The following is a 15,024-nucleotide window of genomic DNA, read 5'->3' on the forward strand; positions in this document are numbered from 1 at the left end:
CCCCGCTCGCGGGGCCACATGCAGGAGAGAGCAACCATGAACCACGCCAACCCGGCTTCTCAGCAGGTCGAAAGCGCCCTCCGTGCGCGTATCCGCGATCACTATTCAATCGATGAGGCCAGTGTGCTGAAGGGGCTGCTGGAGCAGCTCCGGCTCTCCGCGGAGGAGCGCCACCGGATCGCCGAGGCCGGCGCTGGCTACGTGGCCCGCGTGCGCAAGGAGACCTCCCCCTCGATGATGGAGGCGTTCCTGGCCGAGTACGGGCTCTCCACCGCCGAGGGCGTCGGCCTGATGTGCCTGGCCGAGGCCCTGCTGCGGGTGCCCGATGCCGAGACCATCGACGACCTGATCCACGACAAGATCGAGCCGTCGGACTGGGGCGCCCACCTGGGCAAGTCTGCGTCATCGATGGTCAACGCCTCGACCTGGGCGCTGATGCTGACCGGCAAGGTGCTCGACGACGATCCCAAGGGGCCGGTGCGCGCGCTGCGCGGCCTGGTGCGCCGCATGGGTGAGCCCGTGGTGCGTACCGCGGTGGCCCAGTCGATGCGCATCCTCGGCCGCCAGTTCGTACTCGGCCAGACCATCGAGGAGGGCCTGAAGAACGCCCGCGACCTCGAGAAACAGGGCTACACCTACTCCTATGACATGCTCGGCGAGGCGGCGCGCACCGACGAGGATGCGCTGCGTTACCACCAGGCCTACGCCGCGGCGATCGAGGCGATCGCCAAGCAGGCCAAGGGCGACGTGCGCGGTAGCCCCGGCATCTCGGTAAAGCTCTCCGCGCTGCATCCGCGCTACGAGACCACCCACCGCGAGACCGTGATGGAGGTCCTGGTGCCTCGCACCAGGGCGCTGGTGCAACAGGCCGCGAAGGCCAACATCGGCTTCAACATCGATGCCGAGGAGCAGGACCGCCTGGACCTCTCGCTGGACGTGATCGAGGCGCTGATGGCCGATCCCGGCCTCGACGGCTGGGACGGCTTCGGGATCGTGGTACAGGCCTACGGCCGCCGCGCCGCCCCGGTGATCGAGGCGCTCTACGACCTCGCCGAGCGCTACGACCGCAAGATCATGGTGCGCCTGGTCAAGGGCGCCTACTGGGACTCCGAGATCAAGCTGGCCCAGGAGATGGGCGTCGAGACCTTCCCGGTCTTCACCCGCAAGGTCAACACCGACGTCAGCTACATGGCCTGTGCGCGGCTGCTGCTCGAGCGGCGCGACCGCATCTACCCGCAGTTCGCCACCCACAACGCCCACACCTGCGCCGCCATCGTGGCCATGGCGGGTAACGACAAGGACAGCTACGAGTTCCAGCGACTGCACGGCATGGGCGAGTCGCTGCACCACATCGTCAAGGAGACCGAGGGCACCCACTGCCGCATCTACGCCCCGGTGGGGGCCCACCGCGACCTGCTCGCCTACCTGGTGCGCCGCCTGCTGGAGAACGGGGCGAACTCCTCGTTCGTCAACCAGGTGGTGGACGACTCGATCCCCCCGAGCGAGGTGGCCAGGGACCCGGTGGCTGGCCTGCTCGAGCTGGGCGACACCATCTCAAGCCCCATGATCCGCCAGCCCGGCGAGCTGTTTGCCCCCGACCGGAAGAACTCCCTCGGCTACCGGGTCAACGAGCCCGCCTCCATCCTGCCGCTGCTCAAGGCCCGCGAGGCGTTCGCCGACGCTACCTGGAGCGCCGGTCCCATGCTGGCTGGCAGCCCCGCGCCCAAGGGCAAGGCGCGTGACGCCCTCTCCCCCGCCGACAGCGGCCGGATCGTCGGCCAGGTGCATGAGGCCACGCCGGAGGAGGTGACGGCCGCCCTCGACGCTGCCGAGGCAGGCTTCAAGGAGTGGTCGGCCACGCCCGTGGCCGACCGCGCCCAGGTGCTGCGCCGCACCGCCGACCTCTACGAGGCGCATATTGCCGAGCTAACGGTGATCTGCACCCGCGAGGCGGGCAAGATGCTCTTCGATGGCATCGCCGAGGTGCGCGAGGCGGTCGACTTCCTGCGCTACTACGCCAACGAGGCCGAGCGGCTCGAGGAGGAGGAGCCCGGCAACGCCCGCGGCATCTTCGTCTGTATCAGCCCCTGGAACTTCCCGCTGGCCATCTTCACCGGGCAGGTCGCCGCGGCCCTGGCGGCCGGCAATGCGGTGCTCGCCAAGCCCGCCGAGCAGACACCGCTGATCGCCGCGCGCGCCGTCGAGCTGATGCGCGAGGCGGGCCTGCCCGAGGCGGCGCTGCAGCTGCTGCCCGGCGACGGACCGAACGTGGGCGCGCCCCTGACCGGCGACCCGCGCCTCGCCGGGGTCTGTTTCACCGGCTCCACCGAGGTGGCACAGATCATTCACAAGACCCTGGCCCGGAACGCCGGGCCGGATGCCATCCTGATCGCCGAGACCGGCGGCCTGAACGCCATGATCGTGGACTCCACGGCACTCACCGAGCAGGCGGTGCGCGACATCCTGATCTCCTCCTTCCAGTCGGCCGGCCAGCGCTGCTCGGCGCTGCGCATGCTCTACGTCCAGGAGGAGGCGCGCGAGCGCTTGCTGCACATGCTCGACGGCGCCATGGACGTGCTGACCATCGGGGATCCCTGGAACACCGACACCGACGTCTCACCGGTGATCGACGCCGAGGCCCAGGCCGACATCACCGCCTATGTGGCAGAGAAGGAAAAGGCCGGCAAGGTGTTGAAGAAACTGCCCGCACCAGATGTCGGCACCTTCGTCACCCCGGCCGTGGTCGAGGTCGGCGGGATCGAGGAGCTCGAGCGCGAGATCTTCGGCCCGGTGCTGCACGTGGCCACCTTCAAGGCGCGCGACATCGACAGGGTGGTCGATGCCATCAACGATCGCGGCTACGGCCTCACCTTCGGCCTGCACACCCGCATCGACGACCGGGTGCAGCAGATCGTCGCACGCATCCATGTCGGTAACATCTACGTCAACCGCAACCAGATCGGTGCCATCGTCGGCTCCCAGCCCTTCGGCGGCGAAGGGCTCTCGGGCACCGGGCCCAAGGCGGGCGGGCCGCTCTACGTCAACCGCTTCCGGCGCACCGCCCGGGAGGAGCGCCTGGCGCCCCCCGAGGGCGACGCCGTGGGCCGCGAGGCGCTGCAGGCGGCGCTGGATGGGCTGGATGCACGCAACTGGGCGGCGCGCCCCGATCGCGTCGAGGTGCTGCGCCGGGCGCTCTCCGGCAAGGGTGGGGTGATTCGCAAGGCGCTGGCCGAGACCGCGGCGCTGGACATGACGCCCCAGACGCTGCCCGGACCCACCGGGGAGAGCAACCGCCTGTCGATGTACCCCAAGGGCATGGTGCTGTGCCTCGGGCCGACGCTGGAGATCGCCATCGCCCAGGCGGTGCAGGCACTGGGCTGCGGTTCCCCGGCGCTGGTGGTCGCCCCGGGGGCGAGCCAGGCCGTGCGGCCGCTGGTCGAGGCGGGGACGCCGGTGGCCGGCCTCGACGGCAGCGTGGCCGCCGAGACGCTGACCGAGCTTGAGGGCATCGCCAGCGTCGCCGCGGCCGGCACCAGCGACTGGTCCCGCGCACTGCGCATGGCGCTGGCCGAACGCGCGGGGGCCATCGTGCCCCTGGAGACCCAGGTCATCGCCCCGGCGCGCTACGTGGTGGAGCGCCACCTGTGCATCGACACCACCGCCGCCGGCGGCAACGCCAGCCTGCTGGCGACGGCCGAGTAGCGGGGGGCACACCGACAGGGCAGGCCCTCGCCTGCCCCTCACCCACCAGCGGGCCGCCCTCGGGCGGCCCGCTGCGTTTCTCGGCGTGCCGGACTACCCCGAGAGCGACCGCCCCGCGAGCAGCAGGGTGAAGGCGACCAGGGCCCCTAGCCGCCAGGCGGGCGACGGCACTCGCCGAACCCTTTCCATCGCCAGCGGCGCGGCGAAGGCCGCCCCCAGGGTGGCGACCCCCAACAGGATCAGCGGCAGCCGCAGCGACATGGGCAGGGTGGCGATCAGTTGCGGCTCGAGCAGCAGCCACACCGCCAGGCCGGCGGCCAGCAGCAGCCCCAGCAGGGTCAGTCGGCTCTCGTCCCGCGGGCTCGCGTCTCCCATTCCGACTCCTCCAGTGGTTCGTCCCTCCGTAAGTGAAGCCGATAGTGACGAGTTCGGCGACCTGTCGCCAGGCGACGACGCATCACGAAGGGCGAGCCTCACGCCAAGGGCAACACCGGGGTGGCAGTTCGCCGCACCGCATTATTCCCTTGCGCTGGATCAATTTCACCACCGAATACTGCGGTTAAACTGAACTTATCTTTCCTTGCGGCGTTGTGCCGCAGCCGATCCAGCAGGAGCCGAAACCATGCGCAAGAGTGCCCTCTCCCCCCTGATCGCCGCCGGCGTGGCCGCCGCCGCCCTCACCGCCAGCACCCAGGCCTTCGCCTACGGTGCCGGCGACTTCTTCACCCGGGTCGGCGTGGCCAAGGTCGCGCCCAAGAGCGATAACGGGAAGCTGGATACGGGTCTTGGCGTTCTGGAAACGGACGTTCAGGACGATAGCGCCTTCGCCTTTACCCTGGGCTACCGCTTCACCGACAAGGTGGGCGTGGAGCTGCTGGCCGCCGAACCCTTCGACCACGACATCGAGCTGAACGGCGCCAACCTCGCCTCCACCGAGCACCTGCCGCCGACCCTGACCCTACAGTACTACCCGCTGGGCGGCACCGACGCCTATGTGCAGCCCTATGTCGGTGTGGGCGTCAACTACACCCGCTTCTCCGACGAAGAAACCAAGATCCCTGGGGTCAGCCTCGAGCTGGATGACTCCTGGGGCGCCGCCGGCCAGCTCGGTGTCGACCTGCTGATCGACGACCACTGGGCCCTCAACGGCGCGGTCTGGTATATGGATATCGACACCGACGCCAAGGTCGGCGGCGCCGATGCCGGCAAGGTCGAGATCGACCCGGTGGTGGTGATGGGTGGCATCAGCTACCGGTTCTGATCCACGCCTGACACCGAACGCAGCGGGGCCCGCCATTGGCGGGCCCCGCTGCGTCATGGCCCGGCGACCCGCCGAGCCCACCACCGCGTCGCGGTTCAGTTCTCGGTGACCAGGCGGTCGATCTCTTCCACCGCCTGACGCAACAGCAGGCGGTCGCTGGCACGCACTCCTTGCTGGGCCAGGAAAGCCTCCAGGGCCGGCGCCACATCACAGCGAGCCGGCAGCGCGGCGCGCTGCTCCACCAGGGCATCGAGGCGCGCGATGAACACGAAGCGCAGCCACTGGGGCAGTACCATGGTATCGAGGCAGAACGGCTGCTGACTGTCGAACGCCGCGGGATCGGGCGTCTCCATGCGCCACAGGTTGGCGGCCTTCATGGTCGCCTCGAGCCGGCGCAGGGCCTGGTCGAGCTCGTCGTGAACCGTCATCGGGCAAACTCCATTGGCGTGTGGCGCCATTATCACGCTCTCGGCGGCGAGTGACCACCCATCACCCGGCCCTGCCCCATTCACAGTTTCCGTGAACGGGGCTGTGGATAACCGCTGGAAAGAGTCCGCCAGCACCGATGCCATGGGCAATCGCGACTCCCGATCAAGATTTGACCATTGCCCCGGGAACCTCGGCGAACCTACTGACAGCCCACCGGAGCCGCGGTAGAGTGCACGCTCTGACAAGCGGAGATGCCATGCAACCCATCCACACCCTTCACGACTTCTTCGTGCACAGCGGTGCCGAGGTGCAGCTCTACCACCTGGGCCGGCGCGTCGAGCCCTGCGAGATGGCGACCCTGGCGGCCCTGGAGGCCGATGAGTCGCCCTGGCCGGCCCCCTGGCAGGGCCAGGCGCGGCTGGGCCTGGTCTTTCGCCTGGGCGACATGCCCGACCCGCTGATCTGGTTCCTGGCCCTGCCCCTGGACGAACAGGGCCGCCTCGACCCGGCATCCCGCGATGCCTTCGTGCAGCGGCTGCTCGAGACCCTGGGCCACAGCGTGGCCAACGTCGGTCGCGAGGACGGCGCGGTGGTGGATAACCTGATGAAGGACAACCCCCTGGCGTTCACCCCCTCGCTGCCCTTCCAGGCCATGCTCCATGCCCGCGCCAGTCGTGACCTGGGCCGCTCGGCCAGCCAGCACCTGGAGCCGGTGGAGGCCTACCTGAGCGGCCAGCAGGCCCTGGACTGGCAGGCGCTGGGGCTCCAGGGCCTGGCCGACTTTGCGGTACGCATGGGCGGCGAGGAGCGCCATCAGCTGGCCGTGATCCTGCCCGAGCTCCCCCACGAGGTGCTCACCTCACTATGCTACTGCCTGGAGCATGTGGCCATCGACGCCGAACTGGCCGCGGCGCTGCGCGCCCGGGGCGAGGCGGCAGCGGCCGCGGGCGACGTGGAAGGACTGTGTGCCTGCGTGCGCGCCGCGTCGGGTAGCGAGGCCGCCGGCGCCTGGTTCGACAGCCTGCTGGACGATACCCACGCCTGTGGCCCCGACCTGCTGGCGGCCATCGCCGCGCGCGGCTGGTCCCTCCTCGAGGATGGCCAGCGGCTGCCGCGCTATCTGGAACGCCTGGCCTGCTGCGAGCAGGCAGACTTCATGAGAGTGGCCCGCGACCTGGCCCTGATTCCCAGGCTGCGACTGCCGGTGCTGATGATCCTGCGCGAGGCGCCCGCCGACTCGCCCATCGGCCGGCGGCTCGCGGCCTTGACGCGCTGAAGGCGAGAACCAACCATGACGATGATGAAGGAACTGCCCTATACCCCCAAGGCGGTGATCGGCCGCCGCGAGATGGTCTCGCTGCCAGAGATGCACCTCGTGCTGTGCGCCAAGGCGGATACCGGGGCACGCACCTCGGCGCTACACGCCGAGGACATCGAGTCCTTCGAGGAGGACGGCCACCTGTGGGTCAGCTTCACCACGCGCAGCGGTGGCCCGGAGACGCCCCCCCATGTGTTCCGCATGCATCTCCACGATCGCCGCAAGGTGCGCAGCTCCAACGGACTGGCGGAGTGGCGCTACGTGATCCGCACGCCCATGCGCCTCGGCTCGCTTTCGTACCAGGTGGAGCTGTCCCTGACCGACCGGCGCGAGATGCGCCACCCCATGCTGCTGGGCCGCCGCGCCCTGCGCCGCCTGCTGGTGGCACCCGGCGCCGCCTTCCTGCACGGCGAACCTTGAACCGACCGGCTATCGACCCGGAGCTACTCGATGCATATCGCGCTGCTGTCACGCAATCGCAACCTCTACTCCACGCGGCGCCTGGTGGAGGCTGCTGAGGCACGCGGCCACACCGCCCGGGTGGTCGACACCCTGCGCTGCTACATGAGCATCGCCGCCCACAACCCCTCGATCCACTACAAGGGGGAGGAGCTGGAACCTTTCGACGCGGTGGTCCCGCGCATCGGCGCCTCGGTAACCTTCTACGGCTGCGCGGTGCTGCGCCAGTTCGAGATGATGGGCACCTATGTGCTCAATGACTCGGTGGCCATCAGCCGCTCGCGGGACAAGCTGCGCTCGCTGCAGCTGCTGTCGCGCAAGGGCCTGGGACTGCCAATCACCGGCTTCGCCCACTCGCCGGACGATATCCCCGACCTGATCACCATGGTCCGCGGCGCGCCGCTGGTGATCAAGCTGCTCGAGGGTACTCAGGGCATCGGCGTGGTGCTGGCCGAGACCAACCAGGCAGCGGAGAGCGTGATCCAGGCCTTCATGGGCATGAAGGCCAATATCATGGTCCAGGAGTACATCAAGGAGGCCCGCGGCGCCGATATCCGCTGCCTCGTGATCGGTGACAAGGTGGTGGCGGCGATGAAGCGTCAGGCCGCCGAGGGCGAGTTTCGCTCCAACCTCCATCGCGGCGGCACCGCCAGCGTGATCCGCATCACTCCCGAGGAGCGCTCCACGGCGATCCGTGCCGCCAAGGCCATGGGCCTGCGTGTGGCCGGGGTCGACCTATTGCGCTCCAACCACGGCCCGGTGATCATGGAGGTCAACTCCTCGCCCGGCCTGCAAGGCATCGAAAGCGCCACCGGCAAGGATATCGCCGGGCTGATCATCGAGCATCTGGAGAAGAACGCTGCGCCGGCCCGCAAGGCACCGCCTAGGCCCAAGGGGTAATTGCAGTATCGGCAACACCCTGGCCCAATAGGCATCAGTGGATCCATTCACGGGGGTAGCAAAACAGTGTTTTCCCCGTCACAATCTGCGTCACCAAAGGGGGTGACCGCTCATGTTTCTCGACAATCGCCAGGTGGCGATGGACAACGTGCTGGAAGCGCTGGCCGACAGCATCGACTACTTCCAGGACAACCTGGAGCGTCTGCGACCCTCGCTGCGCGACTCGCTGAAGCCGCACTATGAGGCGCGACGCCAATCCATCAGCGAGCTACAGGGGCTGGTCCGCGACCATTTGAGCATGCTGCCCCGGGACGCCGACGTCGAACGTGACGACTATATGTGGCTGTGGAGCCGGCTGAAGAGCTTCGTCGGCAACGAGAGCCAGGTGGTGATCGGCGAGCTGCTGGAACAGGAGCGGGTGCTGATGCAGGCCCTCTCCAACCTGATGACCCACCCGCTGCCCGATGCCCTGGAGCCCAAGGTAGAGGAGTGCTGGAAGAGCTGCCGGGTGCTGATCCGCGAGCTCTATGCCCTGCAGAAGAGCCATACCAGGCGGCGCTGAGGACTCCCGCTCAGCGCCGCTCTGCTAGCGGCCCCGGCGTGTCGATGGCCCAGCCCCGCTGCATGGCCTGCGGCACGATCTCCAGCGGCTCCCGGGGCCCCAGGAAGTGGGGCTCGCGCCCCCACAGGTAGAGATCTCCCAGGGTGGCCAGTCGCGCCACCCACTCCCGCGCCGCCAGACGCCACTGTCCCTTGATCCGGTGTGACGACACCGCGCAGCCATGGGCCTCGATGCCCAGCGCCTCGGCGATGAACAGCGCCCGTGGCAGGTGCCAGGCCTGGGTAATCAACAGCGCACGCTCCACGCCGAACACCTCCCGCGCCCGGGCCAGGGTATCGAAGGTACTGAAGCCGGCGTAGTCCAGCGTCATGGCGGCCTCGGGCACCTCGCGGCCGCGCAGGTCTCGCCACATGGTGATGGGTTCGTTGTAGGAGAGGGTGCGATTGTCGCCGGAGAGCAGCAGGTGGTCGACCCGGCCCAGGCGCAATAACTGCGCCGAGGCGCTCATGCGCGCCTCGAAGTAGGGATTGCGGACGCCGCTGCGGGTCCAGTGGGAGGTGCCGAACACGATACCCACCCGCTCGACACGACACAGCGGCAGCTCATGCGCGATGCGTTCACGAGTCTGGCCCAGCACCCAGAAGTTGGTGGCCAGCAGCAACAGCGCCGCCAGCAACACCGCCGTGCCCAGTGCCACCAGCAGTGCCCGAAGGACCCGCCACGCTGCCCGCCTCATCGGCATCTCCCGTTCCCTGTGCACCCGGCGCGCCCCGGCCGACACCCCGGGGAGGCCTCGAACACGAGTCGCTAGAACATGCCGAGCTCGAGCTTGGCCTCGTCGCTCATCATCTCACGGCTCCAGGGCGGATCGAAGACGATCTCGGTATGCACCTTGCTGACCTGGGGGGCACCGAGGATCTTGTTGCGTGCATCGGCGGCGATCACGTCGCCCATGCCGCAGCCCGGCGCGGTCAGCGTCATGCGGATGGTGACGATGCGCTCGCCGCTGATCAGCCGCTCGAGGCGACAGCCGTAGACCAGCCCCAGGTCGACGATATTGACAGGAATTTCCGGGTCGAAACAGGTGCGCAGCTGGTCCCACACGAACTGCTCGATCTCCTCGTCGGAGGCATTTTCGGGCAGGGTCGGACGCGGCAGCGCCTCGAGGCCCAGGGCATCGAGGTTCGCCCCCTCGATCAGGTAGAGGCGCCCCTCGTAGCCGACACTGACCGTACTGCCCTTGGCCTGCATCACGCTGACCACGCTGTCCTCGGCAAGGGTCACGGTCTTGCCGAAGGGAATGGAGATCACCTCCACGTCGCGCTGCAGGGGCAGCTCCTGCCCCTTGTGGAGGCTCGCTATCTGCTCGATATCGCTCATGGCGTTCCTTTTCTGGCGGCTCCCTGGCCGGCCGGGGCTTACCCGACGTGGTTACCTGACCATGCCGATGACGCGCGTGAGGGCCTCGGCGAAGACGTCGACCTCTTCCAGGGTGTTGTAGGCGGCGAACGATGCCCGGCAGGTGGCGTCCACGCCGAAGTGAGCGAGCAGCGGCTGGGCACAGTGGTGACCGGTGCGGATCGCCACCCCAAGCTGGTCGATCAACAGCCCGATGTCCTGGGCATGGGCACCGTCGACCGCGAAGGAGAGCACCCCCGCCTTGTCCGGGGCAGTACCCAGGATGCGCAGGCCATCGATGGTAGAGACTCGCTCGGTGGCGTGGGCCAGCAGCCGCCCCTCCCAGGCGCCAATGGCGTCGAGGCCCACACCGGCTACCCACTTCAGGGCATCGCCCAGGGCGACCACCTCGGCGATGGCCGGGGTGCCCGCCTCGAACTTATGGGGGAGCTCGGCGAAGGTGGTACCGGCCTCGAAGGAGACCGTGGCGATCATCTCGCCGCCGCCCTGCCAGGGCGGCATCGCCTCGAGGAGCTCGGCCCTGCCGTAGAGCACCCCGATCCCGGTGGGGCCATAGACCTTGTGACCGGAGAAGGCGTAGAAGTCGGCATCGATGTCGCGCACGTCCACCACCTGGTGCGGCACGGCCTGGGCACCGTCGACCAGGATACGCGCCCCGTGGGCGTGGGCGATGGCCGCCATGGCCTTGACCGGGTTGACGGTACCGAAGGCATTGGAGACGTGGTTGACCGCCACCAGCCGGGTGCGCTCGGTGAAGAGCGCACGGTAGGCGTCGAGGTCCAGCACGCCGCGCTCGTCCACCGGGATCACCTTGATGGTGAAGCCCAACTCGCGGGCCAGCAGCTGCCAGGGCACGATATTGGAATGGTGCTCCAGCCGCGAGATCAGCACCTCGTCGCCGGCCTTGAGGTTGGACCGCCCCCAGCTGTGGGCCACCAGGTTGATCGCCTCGGTGGTGCCGCGGGTAAAGATGATCTCGCGGGTCTCGGCGGCGTTGAGGAAGCCACGCACCGTCTCCCGGGTACCCTCGAAAGCGGCGGTGGCCTCGTCGGCCAGGGTGTGCAGGCCGCGGTGGATGTTGGCATTGTAGCCGCCGTAGTAGGCGTCGAACGCCGCGATCACCTGGCGCGGGGTCTGGCTGGTGGCCGCATTGTCGAGATAGACCAGCGGCCTGCCATGCACCTGGCGGGACAGGATCGGGAAGTCGGCGCGGACCGCCGCGACGTCCAGGGTCGGGGTCGCGGGGGCGCGAGTGGCCAGGTCAGTCATGGCAGGCTCCTCCTCAGGATGGCGTGGTCGCTCATCATCCTTACTCATCACCCTATTCATCACCCAAGGCCACGGCGGCTTCCACCAGCCCGGCCAGGTTGAAGCGCTCGGGCAGCTTGCCGGCCACGGCGAGCTCCACGCGCTCGGCGATGGCGTCCAGGCCCACCTGCTCCAGCACCTCTCCGGCGAAGGCCAGGGTCAGCAGCCCGCGGGCGGTCTGGCGATCGATGCCGCGGCTGCGCAGGGTGTAGATCGCCTCCTCGTCGAGCTGGCCTGTGGTGGTGCCATGCGAGCACTTGACGTCGTCGGCGTAGATCTCGAGCTCGGGCTTGGCATCGATCTCGGCGCGGTCGGAGAGCAGCAGGTTGGCGTTGCTCTGGAAGCCCTCGATCTTCTGGCTATCGCGCTTGACCACCACCTTGCCGTTGAACACGCCATGGGCGCGATCGTCGAGGATGCCCTTGTAGTTCTCGTTGGAGAAAGTATGGGGCGCGTTGTGGTTGGCCAGGGTATGGCTGTCGACATGCTGGCGACCCTGGCCGTAGAACAAGCCGTAGAAGTCGCAGGTGGCGTTCTCGCCATTGAGTTCACTGATCAGGTCGGTGCGCACCAGGGCACCCCCCAGGTTCAGGTTGAACGAGGTATAGCGACTGTCGCGGGCCTGCTCGACATGGATGGAGGCCACGTGCAGGTCGGACAGCGGCGCCTCCTGCAACTTGTAGTGGGTGAGGATGGCGTTGCGCTCGAGGATCACCTCCTCCACCAGGTTGGTGAAGTTGGCGGCACCCTCCTCGCCCACATGGTGCTCGACCAGGGTCGTCTGGCTGCGCCCGCCGGCCTGCACCAGGATGCGCGGATGGCTCATCACCGGCCGCTCCCCGTTCCTGGACAGGAACTGCAGGATGATCGGCTTCTCCACCACCGTGCCCGGCGCCAGGCGCAGTACGGCCCCCTCTTCCATGAAGGCGGTATTGAGGGCCGAGAAGGGTGAGAACTCGACCCCGGTGAGACGGCCCAGTGGGCCACCCACCGCCTCGTGATTCTCGGCCAGGGCCGCCGAGAGCGGCTGCAGGGAGACGCCTTCCGGCAGGTCATCGAAACGCGACAAGGCCGGGGCGAAGACGCCATCGACGAAGGTCAGGCGATACGCATCGATGGGCAGGGTCAGGGCCGCCGCGCTGGCCTGGGAGAACTCGGCATCGCCGGCCAGGGCAAAGTCGCCCCGGGCGATGGCGCGCACGTCGGTGTATTTCCACGCCTCGTCGCGGCGCGTGGGGAACCCCATCGCCTCGAAGCGAGCCTCACCGGCCTGGCGCCGTGCGGCGATCCAGGTCGGCTCCTGTCCTCTCGTCTCGAGGCGACCGGCGCGGAACTCGGCCAGACGGTCGAGAAAACGCTGTGTCTCTTCACTCATGCGGCAGACTCCTCCAGCACCCAGTCATAGCCACGGGTTTCGAGCTCGCGAGCCAGCTCCGCGTCGCCGCTCTTGGCGATACGGCCGTCGATCAGCACGTGCACGTAATCCGGCACGATGTAGTCGAGCAGGCGCTGATAGTGGGTCACCAGCAGGATGGCGCGCTTCTCGTCACGCAGCGAGTTGACGCCGTCGGCCACCACGCGCAGGGCGTCGATGTCGAGGCCGGAGTCGATCTCGTCGAGCATGGCAAGCTTCGGCTGCAGTACCAGCATCTGCAGGATCTCGTTGCGCTTCTTCTCGCCGCCGGAGAAGCCCTCGTTGACGGAGCGCTGCAGGAAGCTGGCGTCCATCTGCATCTGGGCGATCTTCTCCTTGATCAGCTTGAGAAACTCCGGGGCAGGCATCTCACCCTCGCCGCGGGCCTCCCGCTGGGCGTTGAGCGCCGACTTGAGCAGGTAGATGTTCTTCACCCCGGGGATCTCGACGGGGTGCTGGAAGCCCAGCAGCAGGCCAGCCTGGGCGCGCTCCTCGACCGCCATCTCCAGCACGTCCTGGCCCTCGTAGGAGATGGAGCCCGAGGTGACCTCGTAGCCTTCCTTGCCGGCGATCACCGAGGAGAGGGTGGACTTGCCAGCACCGTTGGGGCCCATGATGGCGTGCACCTCACCGGCGTTGATGGTCAGGGTGAGGCCCTTGAGGATTTCCTTGCCCTCGACCGTGACGTGCAGATCCTTGACTTCGAGCATCGTGATTACCTTTTCGGTTCGGGCGGGCCGCCACCGCGGCCCGACACGGTGAATTCATTGCCTGGACGGCGACTCAGCCCACGGAGCCCTCGAGGGTCACCCTGAGCAGCGCCTCGGCCTCGACGGCAAACTCCATGGGCAGCTCCTGGAAGACATCCTTGCAGAAGCCGTTGACGATCATGCTCACCGCATCCTCCTCGGAGATGCCGCGGCTCTGGCAGTAGAACAGCTGGTCCTCGCCGATCTTGGAGGTGGTGGCCTCATGCTCCACGGTGGCGGTGCTGTTGCCGATCTCCTGGTAGGGAAAGGTGTGAGCGCCGCATTTGTCGCCGATCAGCAGCGAGTCGCACTGGGTGAAGTTGCGCGCCCCCTTGGCCCGCGGGCCGATCTTCACCAGGCCACGGTAGGACTGGTTGCTGCGGCCGGCGGAGATCCCCTTGGAGATGATGCTGGAGCGACTCCCCTCGCCGATATGGATCATCTTGGTGCCGGTATCGGCCTGCTGACGGCCGTTGGTCACCGCCACCGAATAGAACTCGCCCTTGCTGTCGCGGCCACGCAGCATGCAGGAGGGGTACTTCCAGGTGATGGCGGAGCCGGTCTCGACCTGGGTCCAGCTGATCCGCGAGCGGTCGCCGCGGCAGTCGCCGCGCTTGGTGACGAAGTTGTAGATGCCGCCCTTGCCATCCTCGTCGCCGGGATACCAGTTCTGCACGGTGGAGTACTTGATGTAGGAGTCGTCCAGCGCCACCAGCTCGACCACCGCGGCATGCAGCTGGTTCTCGTCACGCATCGGCGCCGTGCAACCCTCCAGGTAGGAGACCTGGGCACCCTCCTCGCAGATGATCAGGGTGCGCTCGAACTGGCCGGTATTCTCGGCGTTGATGCGGAAATAGGTGGAGAGCTCCATGGGGCAGGTCACGCCCTTGGGCACGAAGACGAACGACCCATCGGTAAACACCGCGGAATTGAGGGCCGCGAAGTAGTTGTCGGTCTGGGGAACCACGCTGCCCAGGTACTGCTTGACCAGCTCCGGGTGCTCCCTCACCGCCTCGGAGATGGAGCAGAAGATCACACCGGCTTCGCCGAGTTTCTCCTTGAAAGTGGTCGCCACCGAGACGGAGTCGAACACCGCGTCCACCGCCACGCCGGCCAGGGCGGCCCGCTCATGCAACGGGATACCCAGCTTCTCGTAGGTCTCGAGCAGCTTGGGGTCGACCTCGTCGAGGCTCTGGGGGCGATCCTCGGGGCGCTTGGGGGCACTGAAGTAGGAGATCGACTGGTAGTCGATGGGAGGATAGTCGAGATGCGCCCAGGAGGGCGGCGTCATCTTCAGCCAGGCACGGTAGGCCTTGAGGCGCCACTCGAGCATCCACTCCGGCTCGCCCTTCTTGTTCGAGATGAAGGCGATAGTGTCCTCGTCGAGGCCGGGCGGCAACGTGTCGCTCTCGATGTCGGTCACGAAGCCTTCCTTGTAGTCGCGACGGACCAGCTGTTCCATTTCCTGACTTGCCATGATCTCTCCCCTCCCGGGCGGTTGGG

Annotated in this window: 14 protein-coding genes; 6 read left to right on the forward strand and 8 right to left on the reverse strand. The window is 67.8% G+C overall.

Features of this window, described 5'->3' with window-relative positions; translation table 11 throughout:
• The first annotated feature begins 36 nt into the window (after positions 1–36).
• On the forward strand, positions 37–3,702 hold the full coding sequence (putA, locus tag NFH66_RS11870; protein ID WP_349610443.1) for a bifunctional proline dehydrogenase/L-glutamate gamma-semialdehyde dehydrogenase PutA: 3,666 nt from the start codon (positions 37–39) through the stop codon (positions 3,700–3,702).
• Between the two features lie 93 nt (positions 3,703–3,795).
• On the opposite strand, the gene NFH66_RS11875 is transcribed toward putA, so the two are convergent.
• Entirely contained in the window at positions 3,796–4,077 is a 282-nt protein-coding gene (locus NFH66_RS11875; protein ID WP_349610444.1) for a hypothetical protein, read from the reverse strand.
• Positions 4,078–4,324: 247 nt separating this feature from the next.
• On the opposite strand from NFH66_RS11875, the gene NFH66_RS11880 reads away from it, so the two are divergent.
• Positions 4,325–4,963, forward strand: coding sequence for an OmpW/AlkL family protein (locus NFH66_RS11880; protein WP_349610445.1), 639 nt, complete (start codon positions 4,325–4,327; stop codon positions 4,961–4,963).
• 95 nt (positions 4,964–5,058) lie between these two features.
• Here NFH66_RS11880 and NFH66_RS11885 read toward each other — a convergent pair whose 3' ends face one another.
• On the reverse strand, positions 5,059–5,391 hold the full coding sequence (locus tag NFH66_RS11885; protein ID WP_349610446.1) for a YqcC family protein: 333 nt from the start codon (positions 5,389–5,391) through the stop codon (positions 5,059–5,061).
• 257 nt (positions 5,392–5,648) lie between these two features.
• On the opposite strand from NFH66_RS11885, the gene NFH66_RS11890 reads away from it, so the two are divergent.
• The 4 genes from NFH66_RS11890 (at position 5,649) to NFH66_RS11905 (ending at position 8,631) form a co-directional block, all read left to right on the forward strand.
• On the forward strand, positions 5,649–6,668 hold the full coding sequence (locus tag NFH66_RS11890) for a DUF3549 family protein (protein ID WP_349610447.1): 1,020 nt from the start codon (positions 5,649–5,651) through the stop codon (positions 6,666–6,668).
• Between the two features lie 24 nt (positions 6,669–6,692).
• Positions 6,693–7,130, forward strand: a complete 438-nt coding sequence (locus tag NFH66_RS11895; protein ID WP_349611728.1) for an ATP-dependent zinc protease family protein — start codon at positions 6,693–6,695, stop codon at positions 7,128–7,130.
• Positions 7,131–7,160: 30 nt separating this feature from the next.
• Positions 7,161–8,069, forward strand: a complete 909-nt coding sequence (rimK, locus tag NFH66_RS11900) for a 30S ribosomal protein S6--L-glutamate ligase (protein WP_349610448.1) — start codon at positions 7,161–7,163, stop codon at positions 8,067–8,069.
• A gap of 112 nt (positions 8,070–8,181) precedes the next feature.
• On the forward strand, positions 8,182–8,631 hold the full coding sequence (locus NFH66_RS11905; protein WP_349610449.1) for a hypothetical protein: 450 nt from the start codon (positions 8,182–8,184) through the stop codon (positions 8,629–8,631).
• Between the two features lie 10 nt (positions 8,632–8,641).
• Here the strand turns inward: NFH66_RS11905 and NFH66_RS11910 are convergent, their stop codons facing one another.
• From NFH66_RS11910 to sufB, 6 genes are all read right to left on the reverse strand, one after another.
• Positions 8,642–9,367 (reverse strand): SanA/YdcF family protein, encoded by a 726-nt coding sequence (locus NFH66_RS11910; RefSeq protein ID WP_349610450.1) that lies wholly within the window; start codon positions 9,365–9,367, stop codon positions 8,642–8,644.
• Between the two features lie 71 nt (positions 9,368–9,438).
• Positions 9,439–10,011 carry a putative Fe-S cluster assembly protein SufT gene (gene sufT / locus NFH66_RS11915; protein WP_349610451.1) on the reverse strand — a complete coding sequence of 191 codons (573 nt, stop codon included), beginning with the start codon at positions 10,009–10,011 and terminating at the stop codon, positions 9,439–9,441.
• Positions 10,012–10,062: 51 nt separating this feature from the next.
• Positions 10,063–11,319, reverse strand: coding sequence for a cysteine desulfurase (locus NFH66_RS11920; RefSeq protein WP_349610452.1), 1,257 nt, complete (start codon positions 11,317–11,319; stop codon positions 10,063–10,065).
• A gap of 52 nt (positions 11,320–11,371) precedes the next feature.
• Complete coding sequence (sufD, locus tag NFH66_RS11925; RefSeq protein ID WP_349610453.1) at positions 11,372–12,733, reverse strand: Fe-S cluster assembly protein SufD; 1,362 nt, start codon at positions 12,731–12,733, stop codon at positions 11,372–11,374.
• Positions 12,730–13,482 carry a Fe-S cluster assembly ATPase SufC gene (gene sufC, locus NFH66_RS11930; protein ID WP_349610454.1) on the reverse strand — a complete coding sequence of 251 codons (753 nt, stop codon included), beginning with the start codon at positions 13,480–13,482 and terminating at the stop codon, positions 12,730–12,732. The genes sufD and sufC overlap by 4 nt, the downstream gene beginning before the upstream one ends.
• 73 nt (positions 13,483–13,555) lie before the next feature.
• Positions 13,556–14,998, reverse strand: a complete 1,443-nt coding sequence (sufB, locus tag NFH66_RS11935) for a Fe-S cluster assembly protein SufB (protein ID WP_349610455.1) — start codon at positions 14,996–14,998, stop codon at positions 13,556–13,558.
• Positions 14,999–15,024: the final 26 nt, after the last annotated feature.

This window comes from Halomonas sp. H10-9-1 (genome assembly GCF_040147005.1).
GTDB lineage: Bacteria > Pseudomonadota > Gammaproteobacteria > Pseudomonadales > Halomonadaceae > Halomonas.

Coding starts and splice junctions, on each gene's coding strand:
- NFH66_RS11920 (WP_349610452.1), bottom strand. CDS start 11,319: ATGACTGACCTGGCCACTCGCGCCCCCGCGACCCCGACCCTGGACGTC.
- NFH66_RS11885 (WP_349610446.1), bottom strand. CDS start 5,391: ATGACGGTTCACGACGAGCTCGACCAGGCCCTGCGCCGGCTCGAGGCG.
- NFH66_RS11895 (WP_349611728.1), top strand. CDS start 6,693: ATGAAGGAACTGCCCTATACCCCCAAGGCGGTGATCGGCCGCCGCGAG.
- putA (WP_349610443.1), top strand. CDS start 37: ATGAACCACGCCAACCCGGCTTCTCAGCAGGTCGAAAGCGCCCTCCGT.
- NFH66_RS11875 (WP_349610444.1), bottom strand. CDS start 4,077: ATGGGAGACGCGAGCCCGCGGGACGAGAGCCGACTGACCCTGCTGGGG.
- NFH66_RS11905 (WP_349610449.1), top strand. CDS start 8,182: ATGTTTCTCGACAATCGCCAGGTGGCGATGGACAACGTGCTGGAAGCG.
- NFH66_RS11880 (WP_349610445.1), top strand. CDS start 4,325: ATGCGCAAGAGTGCCCTCTCCCCCCTGATCGCCGCCGGCGTGGCCGCC.
- NFH66_RS11910 (WP_349610450.1), bottom strand. CDS start 9,367: ATGAGGCGGGCAGCGTGGCGGGTCCTTCGGGCACTGCTGGTGGCACTG.
- NFH66_RS11890 (WP_349610447.1), top strand. CDS start 5,649: ATGCAACCCATCCACACCCTTCACGACTTCTTCGTGCACAGCGGTGCC.
- sufB (WP_349610455.1), bottom strand. CDS start 14,998: ATGGCAAGTCAGGAAATGGAACAGCTGGTCCGTCGCGACTACAAGGAA.
- rimK (WP_349610448.1), top strand. CDS start 7,161: ATGCATATCGCGCTGCTGTCACGCAATCGCAACCTCTACTCCACGCGG.
- sufD (WP_349610453.1), bottom strand. CDS start 12,733: ATGAGTGAAGAGACACAGCGTTTTCTCGACCGTCTGGCCGAGTTCCGC.
- sufT (WP_349610451.1), bottom strand. CDS start 10,011: ATGAGCGATATCGAGCAGATAGCGAGCCTCCACAAGGGGCAGGAGCTG.
- sufC (WP_349610454.1), bottom strand. CDS start 13,482: ATGCTCGAAGTCAAGGATCTGCACGTCACGGTCGAGGGCAAGGAAATC.